Source organism: Pseudomonas sp. SDO5522_S412, assembly GCF_054071215.1.
On sequence record NZ_JBSVWQ010000052.1, the window covers coordinates 1 to 21,149 of the forward strand.

A 21,149-nucleotide genomic window follows, 5' to 3' on the forward strand; every position below is an offset into this window, starting at 1 on the left:
ATCGCCGATGGTAGTGTGGGGTTTCCCCATGTGAGAGTAGGTCATCGTCAAGATTGAATTCCGAAACCCCTGTCTGCTAGCGCAGACAGGGGTTTTGTCGTTTAAGGGCTGGGCAAACAACTAGAACCGGCTCACCCTTTGCGTGCCTTACTGCTTCGCCTGGCCATTAACTTGCGCCACCATATATAGATCCCGGTAGCAGACAACATCGCGATCACAGCTCCCAGCAGCGCAATCAGCACCTGACCCGCCACCCCGATGATCCTGCCCCCATGGATCGGCAGTTGCAGCCGATAAAAGCGCTCTCCCAACGTACCTTGCCCTGCTATTTCCTGCCCCAGTAAACGCCCATCCGTCCCGTGGAAAAACAACCAGGATTTCCCATGGGCCTCGGTATCATGTTGTCCAAAACCCGCCCCATAAAAGTTGTACTCAAAGCTGTAGTAAAGCTCTCCAATCGCCGCCGTCAGTCCCAGCCGCTTGCCTTCCTCCAGCGCCCGCTCATAGGCCTGTTGATAACTCAGTTGTGTCACGCCCAATTGCTCGGCGGGTAACCCGCCACGGGCCTCATAGACGCTAGGCTCAACCGGTGAGAACAGCGAGACAGCAGGCTTGAACACCTGGCTCGGCAAATTCATCGCGACGCTGCTGACTGCAATCGGCAGCAACAACAGCCAAAGCCATAACCCGCCTGCACGATGCAGGTCGAAGTTCAGCCGGTAAGCGTGGCCGCCCTTGATCTTCCACGCCGTGGACCACTTCTTCCAGAACGGTTTACCTCTCGGCAGGGTCAGCCACAGCGCGATAAAACAATCGAACACCCATGCGATCGCCACCAGTCCCATCAGCCACAAACCCCAATTACCCGGCAGTGTCAGGTTGTAGTGAAATTCCAGAATGAACGGAATGAAGTTCTCGCGCTGAAAGCAGCAAGCCCCCCAAACACGCCGGCCCATTTCTTCGCCGCTGACCGGATCCAGGTAAAAGACCTGGTTGGGCTCCTCAAAGGGTTTGCCCGTCGCCGGATCGTTTCTCGCAACTGCCGCCAGCATCGCGGTATGACCGGCCTCTTGTGGATACTCCATGTACCAGACTTGCAGTTTGGGATGCTGCCCCTGCAACGTGTCCACCAGTTCACCTGGCGGCAATGCCGAACCTTTGGCCGTTGCTCCATAAAGGCCGGGATTGAGCCATTCATCCAACTCATGGTTAAACGCCAGAAGGCTGCCCGTGAGTCCCGCCATCATCAGAAACAACGCCGTTGCCAACCCGATGTAGCGATGAAGTAAAACCAGCAATGCGCGCATAAAAATTTCCTGCAAAGACGACAAAGCCAGCGCCTGGAATCAGGAACTGGCTTTGTATGAATCGAGAGGGATCAGAACTGGTAGCTCACCGTCGCACTGACGTTGCGCTCTTCACCCAGGTAGCAGAAGTTCAAACTGGCACACGACGCCACGTACGACTCGTTCGTCAGGTTGTTGGCATTCAGGCGTACATCCACACCCTTCAGTCCAACCTTGCCAAGGTCATAACCCATCGAGGCATCAAACAGCGTGTAGGCGGGCACCTTCATGGTGTTCTCCGCATCTGCCCAGCTGTAGCCGACATAACGAACACCACCACCGAGTCGCAGGCCATCCAGTGCGCCGCTATCGAACTTGTAGTCTGCCCATACCGACGCCATATGACGCGGCGCCTGCGTCGGCGAGTTCCCCTTGTTCTCGATCACGTTGTCCGCAGTACTCAGCGTGCTGACCATCGACTTCGAATACTCGATATCGGTGAAGGTATAGCTGCCCAACAATTTGAGATGGTCGGTCAACTGCATATGCGCCTCCAGCTCCAGGCCCTGGGAGCGCACAGCGCCGACCGCGCGATAGAAGTTTTCCTGCGGCAGTTTGGTCGCCAGGTTTTCCTGGTCGATGCGGAACAGCGAGGCCGTGAACAAATTGTCGGTACCCGGCGGCTGATACTTCAAGCCGACTTCCCACTGGGTGCCGTCGGTAGGTGCAAGGGGATTGCCGGCACTGTCCGAATAGGAGTTCGGGTTGAAGGATTCGGAATAGCTGACGTAGGGCGCGAGACCGTTATCAAACAAGTAGAGCGCTCCGGCCCGGCCGGTCAGTTTGGTACGTTTATCACTGATCTCTGTGCCCAGCGGTCGTCCCGCTTCGGCAATGCGATTTTCATCGGAGGTCTCAACCCAGTCCTGACGCAACCCGAGGGAGAACCGCCACTTGTCCATCTCAATCAGGTCTTGCAGGTAAACGCCGGTCTGCTCGAGCCGGCGCAGATAACTGGTTGGGCTGTAATAGCTGATCTCGGAACTGCCATACACCGGGTTGAACGCATTGATTGGCGCAAGAGAGCCGCTGCTCCAGTCCACGACGGTTTTGCGCCGCTGATAGTCCGCCCCCATCAACACCGTATGCTTGGTCGCGCCGGTAAAAAATTCAGCCTGCAGCATGTTGTCGATGATGAACGCATGCAGCTTTTCGTCACCGCCTGAGTAATAGCGATTCAACTCATTACTGGTGGGCGTAGTCCAGCCATAGGCATATACCTGGTCCAGCCGGACCTTGGAGTCCAGATACCGAAAGTTCTGCCGCGCGGTGAAAACATCATTGAAGCGATGCTCGAACTGATAGCCGAACGACTGTTGATCACGCTTGTACCCATCAATGCCCGGCTCGCCTTCGAAGAAGTGATTGGAGATCCGCTGGCCGTTGCGCTGATGCAGCGCGCCATCTGCCGGCATGCCTCCGTGGTAGCCACCGTCGGGGTCATGCTGCAGGTAAGCCTGGAGTGTGAGGGATGTGTCATCGGTAAAGTCGATGCTCAAGGTGGGTGCCAGCGCGTAGCGTTTTTCCTTGGCATGGTCGAATTGCGTGTCGGACTTGTCTGCAAGCCCGGTCAGTCGGTAAGCAATGCGCTTGTCGTCATCCACCGGGCCGCTGAAGTCGAAACCCATGCCTCGCTGCCCTTGGGAACCTATCGTGGCCTGGACCTGATGGTATGGCTCAAACAATGGCTTCTTGCTGGTCAACGCCACCAGCCCACCCGGCGAGCTGCGCCCGTAGAGCACCGATGACGGTCCTTTGAGGATATCTACGCGCTCGAGGAAATACGGGTCCACCTGCATGGTGCTGTAGGTTCCGCTGTCACCCATGGATTTCAAACCGTCCAGGTAGATGTTATCCACCGAACCGTCGTTGAAACCACGCATCGCCACATAGTCATAGCGGTGAGTGGCGCCATAAGGGTTGGTCAGCACGCCAGGGGTGTAACGCATGGCCTGGGCAACGGTTTGCGAGCCTTGGTCGTCCATCTGCTCGCGGGTCACCACTGAAACCGTCTGAGACGTTTCCAGCAGCGCGGTACTGGTCTTGGTGGCGATCTGGCTGTGGGTCGCGTTGTAGCCTTCCATGCTGCCCAGGGCATTACCCAGGGCGAAGCCTTTGATGTCGGTGGTCGGCAAGGTCAGCGCCTCGCTCTCGGGCTGGACCTGCAACACGAAACTCACGTCGTCCTGCGCCTGCGCCTGCAAGCCTGAGCCGTTGAGCAATTGGCTCAGGCCCTGTTCGGCCGAGTACTCCCCGTGCAGCCCGGGAGACTGGCGGCCCTGAGTCTGCGCAGGCGTGCTGGAAAGGGTGATGCCTGCCTGACGGGCAAACTGATTGAGCACATCGCTCAGCGCGCCTGCCGGGATGTCATAGCGCTGGCTGATACGTTCGACCCCGCTATCAGCCGCGACACCGGCCACTGGCAGCAAGCCGATGCTCATCGTGGTCGACAGCAATGCTGCGCGTACGGCTTTGCCGAGCAAAGGGTAGGAAGAGGGAGAGTTGCTGAAAAAACGCACAGTCATTATCGAGATCCGTAGAGGTCGCTGAAGGCAGATTGAATTGCTTACTGTCTAAGCCGGACTCACGGAAAAAAGCCGCCAAAAATAAATCAGGCACGCCAAAAATAATCAGGCCTGACGCTCCAGGCTCACCCACCAGCGGGTGCGATAGCGCAGGCGCACAGGCAGCGTCTGCGGAAGGATCGCCAATAGTTTCTCGGTGTCCTCCAGGCGAAAAACACCAGACAAGCGCAAATCTGCGATATCGCTCGAGCAGCCCAGATAACCATGGCGATAGCGCCCTACCTCCGCCAGGAAGTCGGCAAGACGCATGTTGCGGGTGACGATCAACCCGTCGGCCCAGGCCCCTGTATCCATATCCGAAGGCGGCGCCAGAGCGGCCGCATTCTGACGCACCAGATAGCTTTCTCCTGCATGCACTTGAGTGAAAAGCCCGTCGGCGGTATGCGGTGAATGAATCGCCACGTTGCCTGACGCGACGCTCAGGCGTGTGCAATCGCTGTCCTGGCGCACCACAAATCGCCCGTCTATTCCTTCGAACAAACCATGGCGGGTGCGAACCAGCAGGGGGGCGGTCGCCGCGGCGCCGCAGGTCACCAGGATTTCCCCACGCACCAATGTGATCAAGCGTTGTTGCGGGTTGAAGTCGAGGTCCACTGCGCTATCGGTATTGAGCTGCAGGCGCGTGCCATCCGGTAGTTGCACGCTACGGCGTTCGCCAGTGGTGGTAGCCAGGTCAGAGGTCCAACGCTGCCAGCCGGTGAGGTCTCGGCTGACCCAGGCCGCCGAACCCATCAACAGCACGCCGGACAATACCTTCAATGCCTGCCGGCGCCCAAGGCGCTGGGCACTGTTCTCCAGCGCCACATGGGCCCCGGGAATCGCCGCCAACTGGCTGCTTAATTCATGCTGCAGTGCCTGCACGCGTTGCCAGGCCAACTCGTGTTCATGATGAGCCTCGCGCCAGTGCTCGCACTGCGCCTTCAGGCGGACATTGGCGCGATTGTTACGCAGACGCAGCATCCAGCTGATGGCCTGCTTGACCACCTGCGGGTCGATTCCTGCGCGCGCTGTGTTATCCATCGAGGTCATGCCTCATACCGCAGCACATAACAGTGATAAAGCGCCTCGGCGACATAGCGCTCCACCGAGCGCAGTGATACACCCATCTGCTGCGCAATCTGCTTGTAAGTCAGGCCGTCGCATTGAGCCAGTAGAAACGCCTTGCGTACCTTGGGCTTGAGTCCGTCCAGAAGCCGGGCGATGGACTCCAGCAATTCCAGAATCAACGCACGTTCTTCAGCACTCGGCGCCAAGGCTTCGGGCAAATGCGCGATGGACTCCAGGTAGGCGCGCTCGATTTCTTCGCGACGCCAATGATCGATCACCAGGCCCCGCGCGATAGTGCGCAGGAAAGCGCGAGGGGCCTTGAGTTCGAAACGTTCGGTTTTTTGCAGCAGCCGCACGAACGTGTCCTGGGCCAGGTCCGCCGCATCCGCTGCGTTACCCAGACGGCTGCGCAGCCAAGTGTTCAGCCAGCCATGATGGTTGCTGTAAAGCGTCTGTACTGCGTACTCGGATGAGGGCATTCACACGGCCTGGCAAAGCGTCACAAATGATAATTAGTCGCATTGTCGACAAGCCTGAAAAATTTTGCAACTCCTGACGTTAGAGCGCTACCACTGGTCGGTTTCTGACATTAAAAGCAGATGCTTCTCACAAATTCCTAAGATTTATCCTGCCTTGGCCGAAAGCCTGACGAGCCATGCGTGCACCGAAATAGAGCAGTCGCAGAGTCTGCCTATACCGTTACATGGAATGTTGCATCCGGCACGCTCACCCCCTTTTGGCAAAAAGAAGTCAATGAAATGAATCTCAAGTTCAGTCATAAAATTCTGTTGGCCGCGTCAGGCGTAGTGGTTCTGGCCTTCGCGTTATTCACGTTCTACAACGACTACTTGCAGCGCAATACCATCCGGCAAAACCTGGAGTCGTCCATTCAGCAATCCGGTGAACTCACCGCCAGTAGCGTGCAGAACTGGCTCAGCGGGCGGGTGCTGGTACTGGAAAGCCTCGCGCAAAACGTGGCCCATCAAGGCAGCTCTGCCGATCTTCCGGGGTTGGTCGACCAGTCGGCATTTACCTCCAACTTCCAGTTCACCTACGTCGGTTCCACCAACGGCGTGTTCACCCAGCGTCCCGACGCCAAAATGCCCGACGGCTACGATCCGCGTCAGCGTCCCTGGTACAAGCAAGCTGTCGCAGCCGACAAGACCATGCTTACACCGCCCTACATGGCTGCGGTAGGCGGGCTGATCGTGACCATCGCGATGCCGGTGAAAAAGAATGGCGAACTGCTTGGCGTGGTCGGCGGTGACCTGAGCCTGCAAACCCTGGTGAAGATCATCAACTCGGTGGATTTCGGCGGCATCGGCCATGCATTCCTGGTCAGCGGTGATGGTCAGGTGATTGTCAGCCCGGACCAGGACCAGGTGATGAAGAACCTCAAGGACATCTATCCCGGCACCAACGTGCGCATCGAGAAGCTCAGCCAGGAAGTGGTCTTGAATGGCCAGGAACGGATTTTGTCCTTCACCCCTATCAGCGGGTTGCCGAATGCCGACTGGTACATCGGCCTGTCGATCGACAAAGACAAAGCCTACGCACCGCTGGGTAAGTTCCGTACCTCGGCATTGATCGCCATGTTCATTGCGGTTGCCGCCATTGCCGTGTTCCTGAGCGTCCTGATCCAGGTCTTGATGCGCCCGCTGACCACCATGGGCCGCGCCATGCAGGACATCGCCCAGGGCGAGGGTGACCTCACCCGCCGCCTGACAGTGGAAAGCAAGGACGAGTTCGGTGACTTGGGCAGTGCCTTCAACCAATTCGTCGAGCGTATTCACGCGTCAATTTCCGAAGTTTCCTCGGCGACGCGCCAGGTGCACGACCTGTCCCAGCGAGTAATGGCCTCGTCCAACGCGTCGATCATCGGTTCCGACGAACAAAGCGCGCGCACCAACAGCGTGGCCGCAGCGATCAACGAACTGGGGGCCGCCACGCAGGAAATCGCGCGCAACGCTGCTGATGCTTCGCAACACGCCAGCGGTGCCAGTGAGCAGGCCGATGATGGGCGCAAGGTGGTTGAGAAAACCATCCTGGCGATGTCGGAGCTTTCGCAAAAAATCAGCCTGTCCTGCACGCAGATTGAAACCCTGAACGCCAGCACCGACAACATCGGCCACATCCTGGACGTGATCAAAGGCATCTCCCAGCAAACCAACCTGTTGGCCCTCAACGCCGCGATTGAAGCTGCACGTGCCGGTGAGGCCGGGCGTGGGTTTGCCGTGGTGGCGGATGAAGTACGCAACCTGGCGCACCGCACCCAGGAGTCGGCAGAAGAGATCCACAAAATGATCACCTCGCTGCAGATTGGCTCGCGTGAGGCCGTGACCACGATGAACGCCAGCCAGACCTCGAGTGAAGAAAGCGTCGAGGTCGCCAACCAGGCCGGTGAACGCCTGGTCAGCGTGACGCAGCGGATCGTCGAGATCGACGGGATGAACCAGTCGGTAGCGGCCGCCACCGAGGAACAGACCGCCGTGGTGGAAACCCTCAACGTCGACATCAACCAGATCAACCTGCTGAACCAGCAGGGCGTGGCCAACCTCAACGAAACCTTGAAGGATTGCGACGCCTTGTCTCAACAGGCCAACCGCCTGAAGCAGTTGGTCGACAGTTTCAAAATCTGATCGATGAACACACAGGAGCGAGCCTGCTCGCTCCTGTCTCCTTTAGCCAAACATCGCTCGCACATTCGCCAGCGCACCGTCGGCGAATGCCTGCACAAACGGCTCAAATCCCTCCGCGCCAGGTTCAACCGGCTCGGCGATGATCGTCCAGGTCACCCGTGAGGATCCTGCTCCCAACGGTTCGACATCCATGGCGGCCCACAACCGTGCTACGCCCAAGGTGTTGTAGATCGTGGTCCAGGTCATGCGCATGGCCTGCTCGTCGCGGCTGTTGAGTTGCTCCACCACCAGGTGTCCATCGTGGAAGAACTTCTTGCGCAGCGATCCCGCGCCCGCACCAGTGATTTCGATGTGGGACAAGGCGGGGATGAATCGATCAAATCCGCCAAAGTCACCGACCACCGCCCACGCACCGGCGGCATCACAGGCAACCACAACTGAGGACACCACAGGTTTGGCGCAAGGGTTGCGAATCAACGTATCGGGTTTCATAAGGTCTTCCTTCAATTGAGAGCCTGGTCACAGGAAACCGGTGCTGCGCAGGTACTCGCAGCCCTTGCGTAACAGCGCCGGATTTTTTTCGGGGTAGCGTCCGCCCATCTGCTCGACGCCGCGTCGTGCGTTGTCATGGCGGATCATCGAGGTATCGCCGATGTCCTCGCCCACCCCATTGAGGTAGAAGCCCAGTACGCCGAACAGCGCATTGCGGCTGTCCACTGTGTGCAGGTGACGTTGCCAGTGAGCCACGCTCACCAGCTCGAATGCGTGGCCTGCCTGGCGAAAGGCGTCGACGTAGGTTTCCCAGCTCAGGGGCTGCGGGTTATGCAGGTTGAACACCGTCCCTCCAGCACGGCAGCGGCTGCTGTGGAACGCAATAAACCGGGCGAGAAAGTCCACCGGCATCAAGTCGAAATTCAACTCAAGGTGCGGCACCAGGCCCAGTTGGAGTGAACCTTTGAGCATCAACATCAGGCGATTCTTCTGTGGCTCGCAGACTCCGCTGCGGCTGTTGAAGCTGATGTTCCCCGGGCGATGGATATTGACCCAGGCACCTTGCGCTGCGGCGCGTCCCAGCAAGCGTTCGGCAACCCATTTGGACAGGTTGTAGCCATTCTGGATGTAGAGCGGCGGGGTGGCCGCGGCGGGGTTTTCGAGTACCTGGCCATGTGCGTCGATAGTGCTGGCGGCCGACAGCGTCGAGATAAAATTGAAGACCTTCTTGCACCGGGTTTCACACAGGCGCAGGCATTCCAGCACCGGTTCGACGTTGTCCTTGGCCAGGGTGGCGTAATCCATCACATGATTGACGTGGGCGGCGTTGTGCACCAACACGCCGAACTCCCCGGCGAGGTAGTCATACACCTCACTCGACAGGCCAAGACGCGGCTGGCTGATGTCGGCGGCATACACCTGCACCCGGCTCAGGTCCAGGTGTTCCAGACGGTACTCTCGCAGGGCCTCGGCAAACCTCGCGGTCGCCGAATGTCCGGGCCGTTCGCGCACCAGGCACGCCACTTCAAGTGCACCCTCGGCCAACAGTGCCTCGACGATATGCACCCCGAGAAAACTGTTGGCCCCGGTCACGATCACCCGGCGACGTTCGCCCGCCTGTTCAGCCGGCAATGTCTGCACATGCAGCTCACGCAGCGCATCCCGGGTAGCCTGGCCGGTCGGTGCTTCGGGTGGTGCGTCGTCCCCCATCAGCGTAGCGAGGGTACGAACCGTGGGGGTTTCAAAAAACCGGCTTAGGGAGAGGCTGCGCCCGAACTGCTCGCGGATACGCAGCAGCATCGTCGACAGCAGGATGGAATGGCCGCCAAGATTGAAGAAGCTCTCGTCGGCCGACAGCTGCGTGACCGGCATGCCCAGCAACTCGCTCCACAGGTTGAGCAACTGCACTTGCATGGGCGTGTGCGGTTCGCCGTGAATGATGGCCGGCAGCGTTGGAGTCGGTAACGCCAGCAATGCCTGGCGGTCGACCTTTCCGTTGGGGGTGCACGGCATGCTCGCAAGTTCCGTGCACAGGGTTGGCCGCAAATAGTCCGGCAGTGTTTGCCGGGCATGCTGCGTCAGTGCAGGCAGGGCGTCTTGTGTTTCGGGCTGAGCAACAAAAGCCAGGATTCGCCGCTCACGGTCAATCACCACCGCCACTTGGCGAAACAGCTGACTGCTGCGCAGGCAATGTTCGATCTCTTGCGGTTCGACCCGGAACCCACGGATCTTCACCTGCTGATCCCGGCGCCCGACCAACTCGATGCCGGCAGCGGTCCACTTCGCCAGGTCGCCTGTGCGGTAGGCCCGCAAGGTCTGGCCGTCGGGCAACTCCAGGGGGACGAAATGCTCGGCGGTCTGACGCGGCTGGTTGAGGTAACCCAGGCTGACGCCGGGACCGACGATGTACAGTTCGCCCAACACCTGCTCATCCACCGGTTGCAGGTGCTCGTCGAGGATCAGTACCTGGCTGTTGGCGATGGGCGTGCCGAGGTTGCGATTGCTGTCGCCCGGCTGCAACGTGTGGCTGGTCACCAGCACGGTGGCTTCGGTGGGCCCGTAGAAATTGTGCAGGCGACACTGGCCTGCCAACTGCTCGATGACATAGGGCTCGCACACGTCGCCTCCGGTCATCAGGTGCGCCAGGCCCAGGGGTTGATCCAGCGGCAGGATGCTCAGCAGCGCCGGCGGCAGGAAGGCGTGGGTGACGCGCTGTTGTCGGATCAACTCCACCAGTTGCTGCGGGTCGCGTCGCTGGTCCTCACTGGGCACGATCAGCTCGGCGCCCGCGATCAGGCTCGGGAAGATATCGATCAGGGACGAGTCAAAACTCAAGGGCGAAAACTGCAAGACCCGGCTGTGTTCGCTCAGCTGCACATGACCCCCGAACCAGGCGCTGAAATGGGCCAGGTTGTGCTGGCTGAGCAGCACGCCCTTGGGGTGGCCGGTAGTGCCCGAGGTGTGGAACACCATGCAAGGGTCGTCCATGGCGGGGCGCTGGCGCATTGGCAGCGAGGTGTCGGGAGTGTCGACGGCACTCACATCCAATGCACAAAACCCGTCCCGCAGTGGATGTTTGCCATCATCCAGCAGCACCGAGACGCCGGCGTTTTCCAGCATCGCTTGCTGGCGTTGCAGCGGGTGGCCCGGCTCCAGGGGCAGGTACACCGCAGCGCAGGCGAGTACCGCGAGAATGCTGGCGTACAGCTCCAGGGATTTGTCCAGGCAGACGCCGATTACCGGCGGTGTGTCGTGGGGCCCAAGCAGAAGTCGCAGACGGTGCTGGATAGCCAGGCTCTGGCGATGCAACTGCCGGTAAGTCAGCCCGCTGCCGGCGATGTTCAACGCCGGCCGGTCGGCGAAGGTTTGCAGACTGTTTTCCAATCGTTCGATCAGGGGTACCTGGGCTTGCTGCTGCAGAACCAAATCGGCCGTCAGGTTAAAACGATGCAGGTACGCCAGGGATGCAAGCGCTTGCAGGCCGTGTTCCGGATCATCAGAGGCGACGGCCGCCTGCGAGAAATAGCCCGGGTCCCGGGAGAACCCACTCACCTGTTGGGCTACCCACTCCACCAGGCGGCTTACTGCGTGTTGACGCAGCCGTTGACCATTGCCACAGGCTTCTCCGGCAACCTCCAGGGTTGTCAGGAGTCGCCGTGAGTGGGCGTAACACCTGAGCTGCAGGGCCGGCAATCCACAGTCGGTCAACGCTCCCATACCCACGCGCAGGCTCATCAAGGCTGTGCACGTCACGCCGGGCGGAACCTCCTCGCTACCGTCATCAATCAGCAGGTCTACTAGGTGGGTGACATCCTGTGCTCGCACCACCCCATGACCGTATTGCGCCAATGTCTCACCCAGTTCATTCAGCGCCGCGCTGAAGCCCGCCAGCCCAATCTTCAGGTGCCTCATGGGTGCCCTCCTGGCGCCGCAAGAAAGGCATCCAGCGCCCCAATCACACTCGGCGTTTGCAGCAGGCCGCTGTGGTTCAGGAAGCCCATGATATTGCCGATCAACGGGTGCTGGCGGGTAATGGGAAAGCCCATCGCCTGCACTTCAGTGCGCAGCGCAGAGCGCGTGCCGTCACTGACATCCAGGTGCTCGATCAAGTGCAGGTCGAAGTTTTTCTGCAGGTCGTGGGTCAGGTAATGCTGGAGAAAAACCGGCAGGATCCGGGCGATACAGTCGCGGTCCGCGGCGTCTGCAGACTGCCAATAAATACGCACCAGGCGCGTCCAGAAAAGCGCGTGGCGACCCTCGTCAAACAAGTGGTCGGCCATCAACCCACGGATGGACTGCTTGACACTGTCGTCCTTGGAAAACGCTGCCACGTCATGGGTCACGGTGTTCTCGGCGATGGCCACGGCAATCAGTTCCACGGCATCGCGCAGGTGTTCGGGCGCCAGCGCCAGTGCGGCAGGCAAGGCGCGGCTCAGCTCGATTTGCGCGGGTAGTTCAAGGGGTGGGATCCCGGTCATCTCGATGGTCTGTTGCATGAAATCGAGGGCGACGAGGGCGTGGTAATCCTCGTCCACCACCACGGTCATGGCGTCGTAGCGACAGGCAAGCGGGAAGGGCACCGAAAAGCGATTCTTGGCGATGCTGCGTGCGGTCTTGTCGACGATCTCGGTTTCAAAGATCACCACGTCGTTGATGAACTTGTAGAACGTCTGCAGCAAGACAAAATCACGGCACTGCGGGCATCGGTCGATAAAGGTTGCGCTCAGCACCAGGGGCTGTCGGCTCAGGGGGTAGATCAGTTTCTGATCGTTTTCCAGCCGCCGCCGCGGGCGTGTGCGGATGGTCGCGCGGCGCTCCCAGTCGTCGGCAAATGAGCGGTAGTCGGCAGGGTTCATGCGCTCATCTCCGGCAGGCACCTATGCAACCCATCCCATAAGGCCAGGCGGCTTTCCACGGCGCCGAGGGCGCAACTGTCGGCTTGCTGCTCGCGGCTTGGGTCGCCGAGGGTAAGGCGTTGCAGCAATTGAGTTGCCGCCGGGCCATGCTCCTGGGCGTCGATCTCCATGTGGCGCTTGAGGTAGTAGCAGAAGGTGGGCGCCTGGCGATGGAGCACCTCGCACTCCTCCAGGATGCGCTTGAACATCGCCGGGATGACGCTCTCGCGCCCGTGGAGAAAGGCTGCCGCCACGCAGTGCGTCGGGGCGTCCAGGGCAACCTGCAGGGTACTTCTGACGAACCGGGCCACGGACGGGTGGATATCGATTTTTTGCAGGGCCGTTTCTGCATCGTTGCCGTCACGCTGCAGGCTGACGAACCGCTCGATGTTCGCCGTGCTCGCGCCGACTTCACGCATGGCTTCCAGGTACAACTCGAAGTGGCTGCCGTGCCCATGGCCGGGATACGCGTCCGACTCTTCGCCCAATACGATCTCATTGATCAGGCGAGCCGCTTGCGGGTCCGTTGGCGGTAACCAGGGCAGGCGCATACCGGTGAGGTCATGTTGCAGGCGTTTGGTGAGTGTCATGAAGTCCCACACCGCGAATACGTGGTTTTCCATAAAGTACTGCAACTTTGGAAGAGTGTTTATTTGTTTGAATATTGGATGGATATGTAACTTCTGCTTTTTTTGTTTAAGCAGGTGTGAGTGCTGGAACATGTTGATGCCTATAGGTCGTTGTCTCTTCCCTGATAAAAGCGTTGTGCTTTAGCGACAAATAAACATTGGTTTTCACGGATGCGCGGGTGCCTTGATAACAGGCAGCCCTGTACGAGGCTGACACTGTTACTGGCAAGCAGCATGCTGTGACAAAATACCAAGGCTTTATTTAAAGGAACGCCACGCGCAGTGACGCACCGAGCATGGATTCACGCTGTCGATTGGGAGAATTGGAGTGTTGGTAATAATCTGATTAAGTATTCAGGTGTTTTTAGTTTTATAAGTTTTTCGAGTTGGAATATTGCGGTAGTTGGATCGCTCTGCGGAGTGTGTGAAGTTTTCTTTGGGCTTAATGGTTTAACGGGAGTAATGGTGGTGCACTGGCCTCCGTCGGCCAGCGTCACTTCGCAGCGCTTTGTGGTCGAGGGAGGCGTTTCAGTTCCACGCGGAATTTACAGCGCAGCGTTCTGTTCAGTCTCTTCAAGAGTTTTGAGGTAACCCGTAATCACCTCCATGCCGCGGGTAAGGTGGTTACGCAGGGTCAGGATGCTTTCGTCGACCTTCTTTTGCGCCACGAGGTCGAGCAGTTCGCGGTGATCTTCCTGGGACGTCTTGCCCAGGCCCATGGCCTCGAGGTTGAAGCGCAGGAAACGTTCCTCTTCGTTCAAGCCGTGTTCAACCAGCTTGAGCAACCGCTGATTGCCCGCCTTGCCATACAGCGCCATGTGGAACAGGCGGTTGAGGCGGCCGATTTCGGTGTAGTCGCTTTCCCGTTCCAGCGCGTCGATAAAGGCGCCAGCCTGGGCGATGTCATCGGGCGTGAGCAGGGGAATCGACAAGCGCAGCGCTTCGGATTCGAGGAGTATGCGCAGGGCGTAGGTTTCCGCCGAGTGGTCCTCGATCAGTGGCGCCACCACCGCGCCTTTGTGGGTGACCACATGCAGCAGCGATTGGGCTTCCAGTTGACGCAATGCCTCGCGCACCGGCATCCGGCTGACCCCGAACAAGCTGGCCAGCTCCTGTTGACGCATGGCGGTGCCACAGGGCAAGCGGCCATCCAGGATGGCGTTGCGCAATGTTTCTTCAATCACGGAGCGGGCGAGATGGGCGGGGATAGGCCCGCTGATCTGGATGCTGCTCAAAGGGTTCGGCTTCTGCGTCACGACTACGCTATCCTCCTTTTCAAGGTGAGGTGGCTAATTGGATCCAATGCACACTAGAGATTGTCCACAAGCTTGTCAAACGGGCAAGGTTTCGGCTTGTAAGCGACTCAACAGCGTGTTCTTCGGGCCCACAGCTCCCATTTGTCAGGTCTTACAGGCTAAAGGTCCGTCGTGCACATTTTATTCCCGGGAGTCAGGCCAACAGCGGTATTGCTGCATATCGATATTCACTAACGGTATTTAAAATGCGGTTCTTATGACTATAAAGTCACTCTCCTGACTGCACGGGAGTGAACTCATGTCTGCCACCTCTACTGTTCCAACAGCGACCGACACCACACAAACCTTCGAGATCCGTCCATTTCCCGGCAGCGTCGGCGCCGAAATCATAGGCCTGGACCTGGCCCGTCCGGTCAGCGACCAGGACTTCGCACGCATTCACCGCGCGCATCTGGACCATCACGTCGTGGTCTTCCGCGACCAACGTATCACCCCCGAGCAACAGATCGCCTTCAGCCGCCGTTTCGGCGTGCTGCAAATCCATGTGCTCAAACAATTCCTGCTGGCCAACCACCCGGAAATCCTGATCGTCTCCAACATCATCGAAAACGGCCAATCCATCGGCCTGGGAGACGCCGGCAAGTTCTGGCACTCGGACCTCTCCTATAAGGAGCTACCGAGCCTGGGCTCGATGCTCCATGCCCAGGAGCTGCCGTCCGAGGGTGGCGACACGTTGTTCGCCGACATGCATAAAGCCTGGGACAACCTGCCCGAGTCCCTGCGCAAGGCCGTTGAAGGCCGCAGCGCCGCGCACTCCTACACCGCACGCTACAGCGAAACCAAATTCGAAGGCAATTGGCGCCCGACCCTCACGCCCGAGCAACTCGCTCAAGTGGCGGAAGTGGTACACCCGATTGTGCGCACCCACCCGGAAAACGGCCGCAAGGCGCTGTTCGTCAGCGAGGGCTTCACCACCCGTATCGTCGGCCTGCCGGAAGATGAAAGCCGCGACCTGCTGGCCCAGCTGTACGCCCACAGCGTGCTGCCGGAAAACATCTACCGCCATCAGTGGCAGCCCCACGACATGGTGTTCTGGGACAACCGCTCGCTGATCCACCTGGCGGCTGGCTGCCCCAGCCACCTGCGGCGCAAGCTGTACCGCACCACCATCCAGGGCGACGCGCCTTTCTGACCCGGAGCATGACCATGTCCAAGAAAACCCCATTTGCGCGCCTGGCCGCGACGGTTGGCCTGGGCGTCAGCCTGCTGGCCGGCAGTCTTGTGGCGCCTGCCGCCGCCCAGGCCGAAGGCGAAATTCGCATCGCCGAGCAGTTTGGCATCGTCTACCTGTTGCTCAACGTGGTGCGCGACCAGAACCTGATCGAAAAATACGGCAAGCAGGAAGGCATCGACATCAAGGTCGACTGGACGCAACTGTCCGGCGGCGCAGCCGTCAATGATGCGCTGCTCTCCGGTTCCATCGACATCGCCGGGGCCGGCGTTGGCCCGCTGCTGACTATCTGGGACCGCACCCATGGCAAGCAGAACGTGAAAGCCGTCGCCTCCCTGGGCAACTTCCCCTACTACCTGGTGAGCAACAATCCCAAGGTCAAGACCATTGCCGACTTCACCGAAAAAGACCGCATTGCCGTACCGGCAGTGGGCGTGTCCGTGCAGTCGCGTTTCCTGCAATACGCTGCCGCCAAGCAATGGGGCGACAAGGAATTCAATCGCCTCGACAAGTACACCGTTGCCGTCCCGCACCCGGATGCCACGGCTGCGCTGATTACCGGTGGCACCGAGCTGACCGGGCACTTCTCCAACCCGCCGTTCCAGGAGCAGGCCCTGACCAACCCGAACGTGCATGTGGTGCTCAACTCCTATGACATCCTCGGGCCTAACTCGCCGACCGTGCTGTTCGCCACCGAGAAATTCCGCAACGACAACCCGAAAACCTACAAGGCGTTCGTCGAGGCACTGACCGAAGCGGCGCAGTTCGCCCAGAACGACAAAGGTGCCGCAGCCGATACCTACATCCGCGTGACCAAGGCCAAGATCGACCGCGCCGAGCTGCTGAAAATCATCGAAAACCCGCAGTTCGAATTCAGCGTCACACCGAAAAACACCTACCCGCTGGCGGAATTCCTCTACCGCGTCGGCGCGATCAAAAACAAACCCGAATCGTGGAAGGATTACTTCTTCCAGGACGCCAAGCCGCTGCAAGGGAGCTGACATGAACGCGCCCTTGCAAGGCCACACGGCCAGCAACCCGACCACCACCGAAGCACTGCTTTCGGTGGATAAAGTCAGCCTTGAATACCGCACGCCCGAACGGGTGGTGCGGGCCACTCACCAAGTCAGCTTCGCGATCGATCCGGCAGACCGCTTTGTATTGCTGGGGCCTTCGGGCTGCGGCAAATCCACACTGTTGAAATCCATCGCCGGCTTTATCAAGCCGTGTGAGGGCGAGATCCGTCTGCTCGGGCAAAAAGTCGAGCAGCCAGGGCCGGACCGTATCGTGGTGTTCCAGGAGTTCGACCAACTGCCGCCGTGGAAAACCGTCAAGCAGAACGTCATGTTCCCGCTGCTGGCGTCCAAAACCCTCAAGCGTCGCGAGGCCGAAGAGCGGGCGCTGTACTACCTGGAAAAAGTCGGCCTTACGGCCTTTGCCGACGCCTACCCGCACACCCTGTCCGGCGGCATGAAAGCCCGCGTGGCAATCGCCCGGGCGTTGGCCATGCAGCCGAAAATCCTGCTGATGGATGAACCCTTCGCCGCCCTCGACGCCCTGACCCGGCGCAAGATGCAGGAAGAACTATTGCTGCTCTGGGAAGAGGTGCGTTTCACCCTGCTGTTCGTCACCCACTCCATCGAGGAAGCGCTGGTGGTGGGCAACCGCATCCTGTTGCTGTCGCCGCACCCGGGACGGGTGCGGGCGGAAATCCACAGCCATCAATACGACCTGCACAGCCTCGGCGGTGTGGAGTTCCAGGCTTCGGCGCGGCGCATTCATCGGCTGTTGTTTGATGAAGCGCCCGAGGCGGAAACCGAACTGGGTTTCGCCGATATCCGCATCGCTTATTGAAGGGTTTGCACCATGCGCCAGGAATATGAAATCACTCTCGAACCGTTGCCCGGTGTTCGCGTAGAGCGCGAGTTGCCGTGGCGCCAGCGCCTGTGGCAACAAGGCTGGCTGCGTAAAAGCCTGATCCTGATCGTGCTTGCGATCCTCTGGGAAGCGGCTGCCCGTTATCAGAACAATGACCTGCTGCTGCCGAGCTTCCTGCAGACACTGAGCGCGTTCTACGACGGCATGGCCAGTGGCGAGTTGTTGAGCAAGGTCAGTATCTCGCTGGTGGTGCTGATCAAGGGTTACCTGATCGGCATTGTGCTGGCGTTTGCCCTGACCACGCTTGCGGTGTCGACCCAACTGGGGCGTGACCTGCTGAGCACCCTGACCTCGATGTTCAACCCGTTGCCGGCGATTGCCCTGCTGCCGCTGGCGCTGTTGTGGTTTGGCCTGGGGCAGAACAGCCTGATCTTCGTGCTGGTGCATTCAGTGTTGTGGGCGCTGGCGCTCAACACCTATTCAGGGTTCCTCGGCGTCTCCGAAACCCTGCGCATGGCCGGTCGAAATTATGGCCTCAAGGGTATGCGCTTCGTGTTGTTCATCCTGATCCCGGCTGCGCTGCCGTCGATTCTCGCCGGGCTGAAAATCGGCTGGGCGTTCGCCTGGCGCACGCTGATCGCTGCCGAATTGGTGTTCGGTGCTACCAGCGGCAAAGGCGGTTTGGGTTGGTACATCTTCCAGAACCGCAACGAGCTGTACACCGACAAAGTGTTTGCCGGCCTGGCGGTGGTGATCCTGATCGGGCTGCTGGTGGAGAACCTGGTGTTCGACACCCTGGAGCGGGTCACCGTGAAGCGCTGGGGCATGCAACGCTGACTGAAACACCAACCCGGACTGAAACACCAACCCTGTGGCGAGGGAGCAAGCTCCCTCGCCACAGTCTGCTACGATTGCGCCAAGTTCACTCCCAACCCATCACGAGTGCTTGGCATGCAATTACCGGACATGAACCTGCTGGTCGCCCTCGACGCCTTGCTCGACGAGGGCAGTGTGGTGGGCGCCGCGCGGCGGATGAACCTGAGCCCGGCCGCCATGAGTCGCACCCTCACGCGTATCCGCGAGGCAGTGGGCGATCCGATCCTGGTGCGCGCCGGTCGCGGCCTGGTACCGACGCCCAAGGCCCTGGAGCTACAGGGCCAGGTGCGCAGCGTGGTGGAGCAGGCGGCGCTGCTGTTCCGCTCGGCGGACGAAGTGGACCTGCGCACCCTGCGCCGGCGCTTCAGCGTGCGGGCCAATGACTTTTTTGTCGGAGTGTATGGCGGTCGGCTGTTCGACACCATGGAACGCATGGCACCGCTGTGCGAACTGCGCTTCGTGCCGGAAGGCGACACCGATGACGAGGCCCTGCGTGAAGGCCGTCTCGACCTGCGGGTGGGCAACACCATGCCGATCACTCCGGAAGTGAAGGTGCAGAACCTGTTCACCACCACCTTCGTCGGCCTGGCACGGGAAGGGCACCCGTTGTTCGATGGAGAAATCACCGCCGAACGGTTTGCCAGCTATTCGCATATCAGCATCTCCCGCCGCGGCATTGCCCGGGGGCCCATCGACACCGCCCTCAACGCCCAGGGCCTGGAACGCCGAGTCGCGATGATCGCGCCGGGGTTTCACGGCGCGATGTTCATGCTGCCGGACTCCGACCTGATCCTGCCGGTGCCCAAGGAAGCGCTCTACAGCGCCAATCGCCTGAAGCTGCCGTTGCGAGCCTTCACCCTGCCGATCTCCCTGCCGACCCTGGTGCTGACCCAGGCCTGGCACCCGCGCTTCGACAAAGACCCGGCCCATAAGTGGCTGCGCGAGACCATGCGCGAATGCTGCGAGGCGACGTGGCGGGAAGCGCAGCCCAAGTGAGTCGGAATTGAGCCCGGTCAATGTGGGAGCTGGCTTGCCTGCGATGCGGGCGACACGGTTTTTCAGGCATAGCGAGGTGATGCAATCGCGGGCAAGCCCGGCTCCCACAGAGATCGCCTACATTTTGATCATTGCGTCTGGTGCACTTATAAGCTTCCGATAAGTCACTTTTTGTCATGTCTAAGCCTTATTAAACTGCTCGGGTATTTCCTATTCCGAGTTGTAGTTCATGACGTCCCTCGCTGCTCCCGCACCCCTGGCCGCAGCCAAACCGACCGCCATTACCCCGCCCGTTTTCGGCCCGCGCATCATCATCGGCCTGGTGGGCGTATTGCTTGCGGTACTGGTGTCCGGCCTCAACGAGATGGTGACCAAAGTCGCTCTCGCCGATATTCGCGGTGCGATGTACATCGGCTTCGACGAAGGCACCTGGCTGGTGGCTGCCTACACCGCCACCTCTGTCTCGGCGATGGCCTTTGCACCCTGGTGTTCGGTGACGTTCTCTCTGCGCCGTTTCACCCTCTGCGCCATCGGCCTGTTCACCATACTTGGCGTGCTGTGCCCGTTCGCACCGAACTACGAAAGCCTGCTGATCCTGCGCACCGTGCAAGGCCTGGCCGGTGGCGCCTTGCCGCCGATGCTGATGACCGTGGCCCTGCGGTTCCTGCCGGCCAACGTCAAGCTGTACGGCCTCGCCGGCTATGCCCTCACGGCCACTTTCGGCCCTAGCCTCGGCACACCGCTGGCGGCCATGTGGACCGAATACGTCGGCTGGCAATGGGCGTTCTGGCAGATTGTCGGGCCGTGCCTGCTGGCCATGGCGGCCGTGGCCTACGGCTTGCCCCAGGACCCGCTGCGCCTGGAGCGCTTCAAGCAGTTCAACTGGCGCGGCCTGCTGTTGGGCTTCCCGGCGATCTGCATGCTGGTGATCGGCCTGTTGCAGGGCAATCGGCTGGACTGGTTCGAGTCGCCGCTGATTACCTCATTGTTGATCGGCGGCCTGGTGTTGCTGGTGCTGTTCATGATCAACGAGTGGTCGCACCCGATGCCGTTTTTCAAGTTGCAGATGCTTGGGCTACGCAACCTGTCGTTCGCGCTGATTGTGCTCGCCGGGGTGCTGATCGTGCTGCTGGCGGTGACCATCATTCCGTCCAGCTACCTGGCCCAGGTCCAAGGCTACCGCCCGCTGCAAACTGCACCGGTGATGCTGATCATGGCGCTGCCGCAGTTGATCGCGCTGCCGTTGGTGGCGGCGTTGTGCAACTTGCGCTGGGTCGATTGCCGCTGGGTATTGGGCATTGGCTTGAGCATGTTGATCCTGTCCTGCGTGGGCGGGGCGCAACTCACGTCGGCATGGATTCGCGATGATTTCTACGTGCTGCAACTGCTGCAGATCTTCGGGCAACCGATGGCGGTGTTGCCGCTGCTGATGCTCTCCACCGGCAGCATCACGCCCCAGGACGGGCCTTTCGCCTCGGCGTGGTTCAACACCGTGAAAGGCCTGGCTGCCGTGGTCGCCACCGGCGTGCTCGATGCCCTGACCACACACCGCCTGCATTTCCACTCGACCATGCTGGTGGACAGCCTGGGCAACTCGCCCCTGGCCGACAGCGATGCCGCCGGCCTTGCCCATCGGCTGCACGAGCAGGCCGTGGTGCTCACCTCTTCGGATCTCTACTACGTCATGGCCGGTGTCGCGGCGGCGTTGATCCTGCTGATTTTCTGGATGCCGACGCGGATTTATCCGCCCCGCGCGCCGACTTGATTGCTCACTGAGCCA

16 protein-coding genes are annotated in these 21,149 nt (G+C 60.1%); 7 read left to right on the forward strand and 9 right to left on the reverse strand.

Features of this window, described 5'->3' with window-relative positions:
* Nucleotides 1–131 precede the first annotated feature (131 nt).
* The 4 genes from ACW9I6_RS13740 to ACW9I6_RS13755 form a co-directional block, all read right to left on the reverse strand.
* Nucleotides 132–1,307 (reverse strand): PepSY-associated TM helix domain-containing protein, encoded by a 1,176-nt coding sequence (locus ACW9I6_RS13740; RefSeq protein WP_457339435.1) that lies wholly within the window; start codon nucleotides 1,305–1,307, stop codon nucleotides 132–134.
* Nucleotides 1,308–1,378: 71 nt separating this feature from the next.
* Nucleotides 1,379–3,871 (reverse strand): TonB-dependent siderophore receptor, encoded by a 2,493-nt coding sequence (locus ACW9I6_RS13745; protein ID WP_457339436.1) that lies wholly within the window; start codon nucleotides 3,869–3,871, stop codon nucleotides 1,379–1,381.
* Between the two features lie 105 nt (nucleotides 3,872–3,976).
* Nucleotides 3,977–4,960, reverse strand: coding sequence for a FecR domain-containing protein (locus ACW9I6_RS13750; protein ID WP_003218246.1), 984 nt, complete (start codon nucleotides 4,958–4,960; stop codon nucleotides 3,977–3,979).
* On the reverse strand, nucleotides 4,957–5,457 hold the full coding sequence (locus ACW9I6_RS13755; RefSeq protein WP_008433614.1) for a sigma-70 family RNA polymerase sigma factor: 501 nt from the start codon (nucleotides 5,455–5,457) through the stop codon (nucleotides 4,957–4,959). Before ACW9I6_RS13755 ends, ACW9I6_RS13750 begins: the two co-directional genes overlap by 4 nt.
* A 279-nt stretch (nucleotides 5,458–5,736) precedes the next feature.
* Between ACW9I6_RS13755 and ACW9I6_RS13760 the strand changes: the two genes are divergently transcribed.
* Nucleotides 5,737–7,617, forward strand: coding sequence for a methyl-accepting chemotaxis protein (locus ACW9I6_RS13760; RefSeq protein WP_003218243.1), 1,881 nt, complete (start codon nucleotides 5,737–5,739; stop codon nucleotides 7,615–7,617).
* Nucleotides 7,618–7,659: 42 nt separating this feature from the next.
* Here ACW9I6_RS13760 and ACW9I6_RS13765 read toward each other — a convergent pair whose 3' ends face one another.
* From ACW9I6_RS13765 to ACW9I6_RS13785, 5 genes are all read right to left on the reverse strand, one after another.
* Nucleotides 7,660–8,109, reverse strand: a complete 450-nt coding sequence (locus tag ACW9I6_RS13765; protein WP_008433617.1) for an SRPBCC family protein — start codon at nucleotides 8,107–8,109, stop codon at nucleotides 7,660–7,662.
* 27 nt (nucleotides 8,110–8,136) lie between these two features.
* On the reverse strand, nucleotides 8,137–11,520 hold the full coding sequence (locus ACW9I6_RS13770; protein WP_457339437.1) for an amino acid adenylation domain-containing protein: 3,384 nt from the start codon (nucleotides 11,518–11,520) through the stop codon (nucleotides 8,137–8,139).
* Nucleotides 11,517–12,464, reverse strand: coding sequence for a diiron oxygenase (locus tag ACW9I6_RS13775; RefSeq protein ID WP_457339438.1), 948 nt, complete (start codon nucleotides 12,462–12,464; stop codon nucleotides 11,517–11,519). The genes ACW9I6_RS13770 and ACW9I6_RS13775 overlap by 4 nt, the downstream gene beginning before the upstream one ends.
* A complete protein-coding gene (locus ACW9I6_RS13780) occupies nucleotides 12,461–13,225 on the reverse strand; it encodes a DUF3050 domain-containing protein (RefSeq protein WP_023659321.1) in 765 nt (254 codons plus the stop codon). Before ACW9I6_RS13780 ends, ACW9I6_RS13775 begins: the two co-directional genes overlap by 4 nt.
* 452 nt (nucleotides 13,226–13,677) lie before the next feature.
* Nucleotides 13,678–14,388, reverse strand: coding sequence for a GntR family transcriptional regulator (locus tag ACW9I6_RS13785; protein WP_008433627.1), 711 nt, complete (start codon nucleotides 14,386–14,388; stop codon nucleotides 13,678–13,680).
* A gap of 298 nt (nucleotides 14,389–14,686) precedes the next feature.
* Between ACW9I6_RS13785 and ACW9I6_RS13790 the strand changes: the two genes are divergently transcribed.
* The 6 genes from ACW9I6_RS13790 to ACW9I6_RS13815 all read left to right on the forward strand — a co-directional run bounded on the left by ACW9I6_RS13790 (nucleotide 14,687) and on the right by ACW9I6_RS13815 (nucleotide 21,134).
* Nucleotides 14,687–15,580 (forward strand): TauD/TfdA dioxygenase family protein, encoded by an 894-nt coding sequence (locus tag ACW9I6_RS13790; protein WP_003218232.1) that lies wholly within the window; start codon nucleotides 14,687–14,689, stop codon nucleotides 15,578–15,580.
* A 14-nt stretch (nucleotides 15,581–15,594) separates the two neighbouring features.
* The gene (locus ACW9I6_RS13795; protein ID WP_457339439.1) at nucleotides 15,595–16,620 is read left to right on the forward strand and encodes an ABC transporter substrate-binding protein; all 1,026 of its coding nucleotides are present in this window, start codon (nucleotides 15,595–15,597) and stop codon (nucleotides 16,618–16,620) included.
* 1 nt (nucleotide 16,621) lies between these two features.
* Entirely contained in the window at nucleotides 16,622–17,473 is an 852-nt protein-coding gene (locus tag ACW9I6_RS13800; RefSeq protein ID WP_102605411.1) for an ABC transporter ATP-binding protein, read from the forward strand.
* A 12-nt stretch (nucleotides 17,474–17,485) separates the two neighbouring features.
* Complete coding sequence (locus tag ACW9I6_RS13805; protein ID WP_003218225.1) at nucleotides 17,486–18,334, forward strand: ABC transporter permease; 849 nt, start codon at nucleotides 17,486–17,488, stop codon at nucleotides 18,332–18,334.
* Between the two features lie 114 nt (nucleotides 18,335–18,448).
* Nucleotides 18,449–19,369, forward strand: a complete 921-nt coding sequence (locus ACW9I6_RS13810) for a LysR family transcriptional regulator (protein ID WP_177040678.1) — start codon at nucleotides 18,449–18,451, stop codon at nucleotides 19,367–19,369.
* 229 nt (nucleotides 19,370–19,598) lie between these two features.
* On the forward strand, nucleotides 19,599–21,134 hold the full coding sequence (locus tag ACW9I6_RS13815) for an MFS transporter (RefSeq protein WP_087693599.1): 1,536 nt from the start codon (nucleotides 19,599–19,601) through the stop codon (nucleotides 21,132–21,134).
* Nucleotides 21,135–21,149 lie beyond the last annotated feature (15 nt).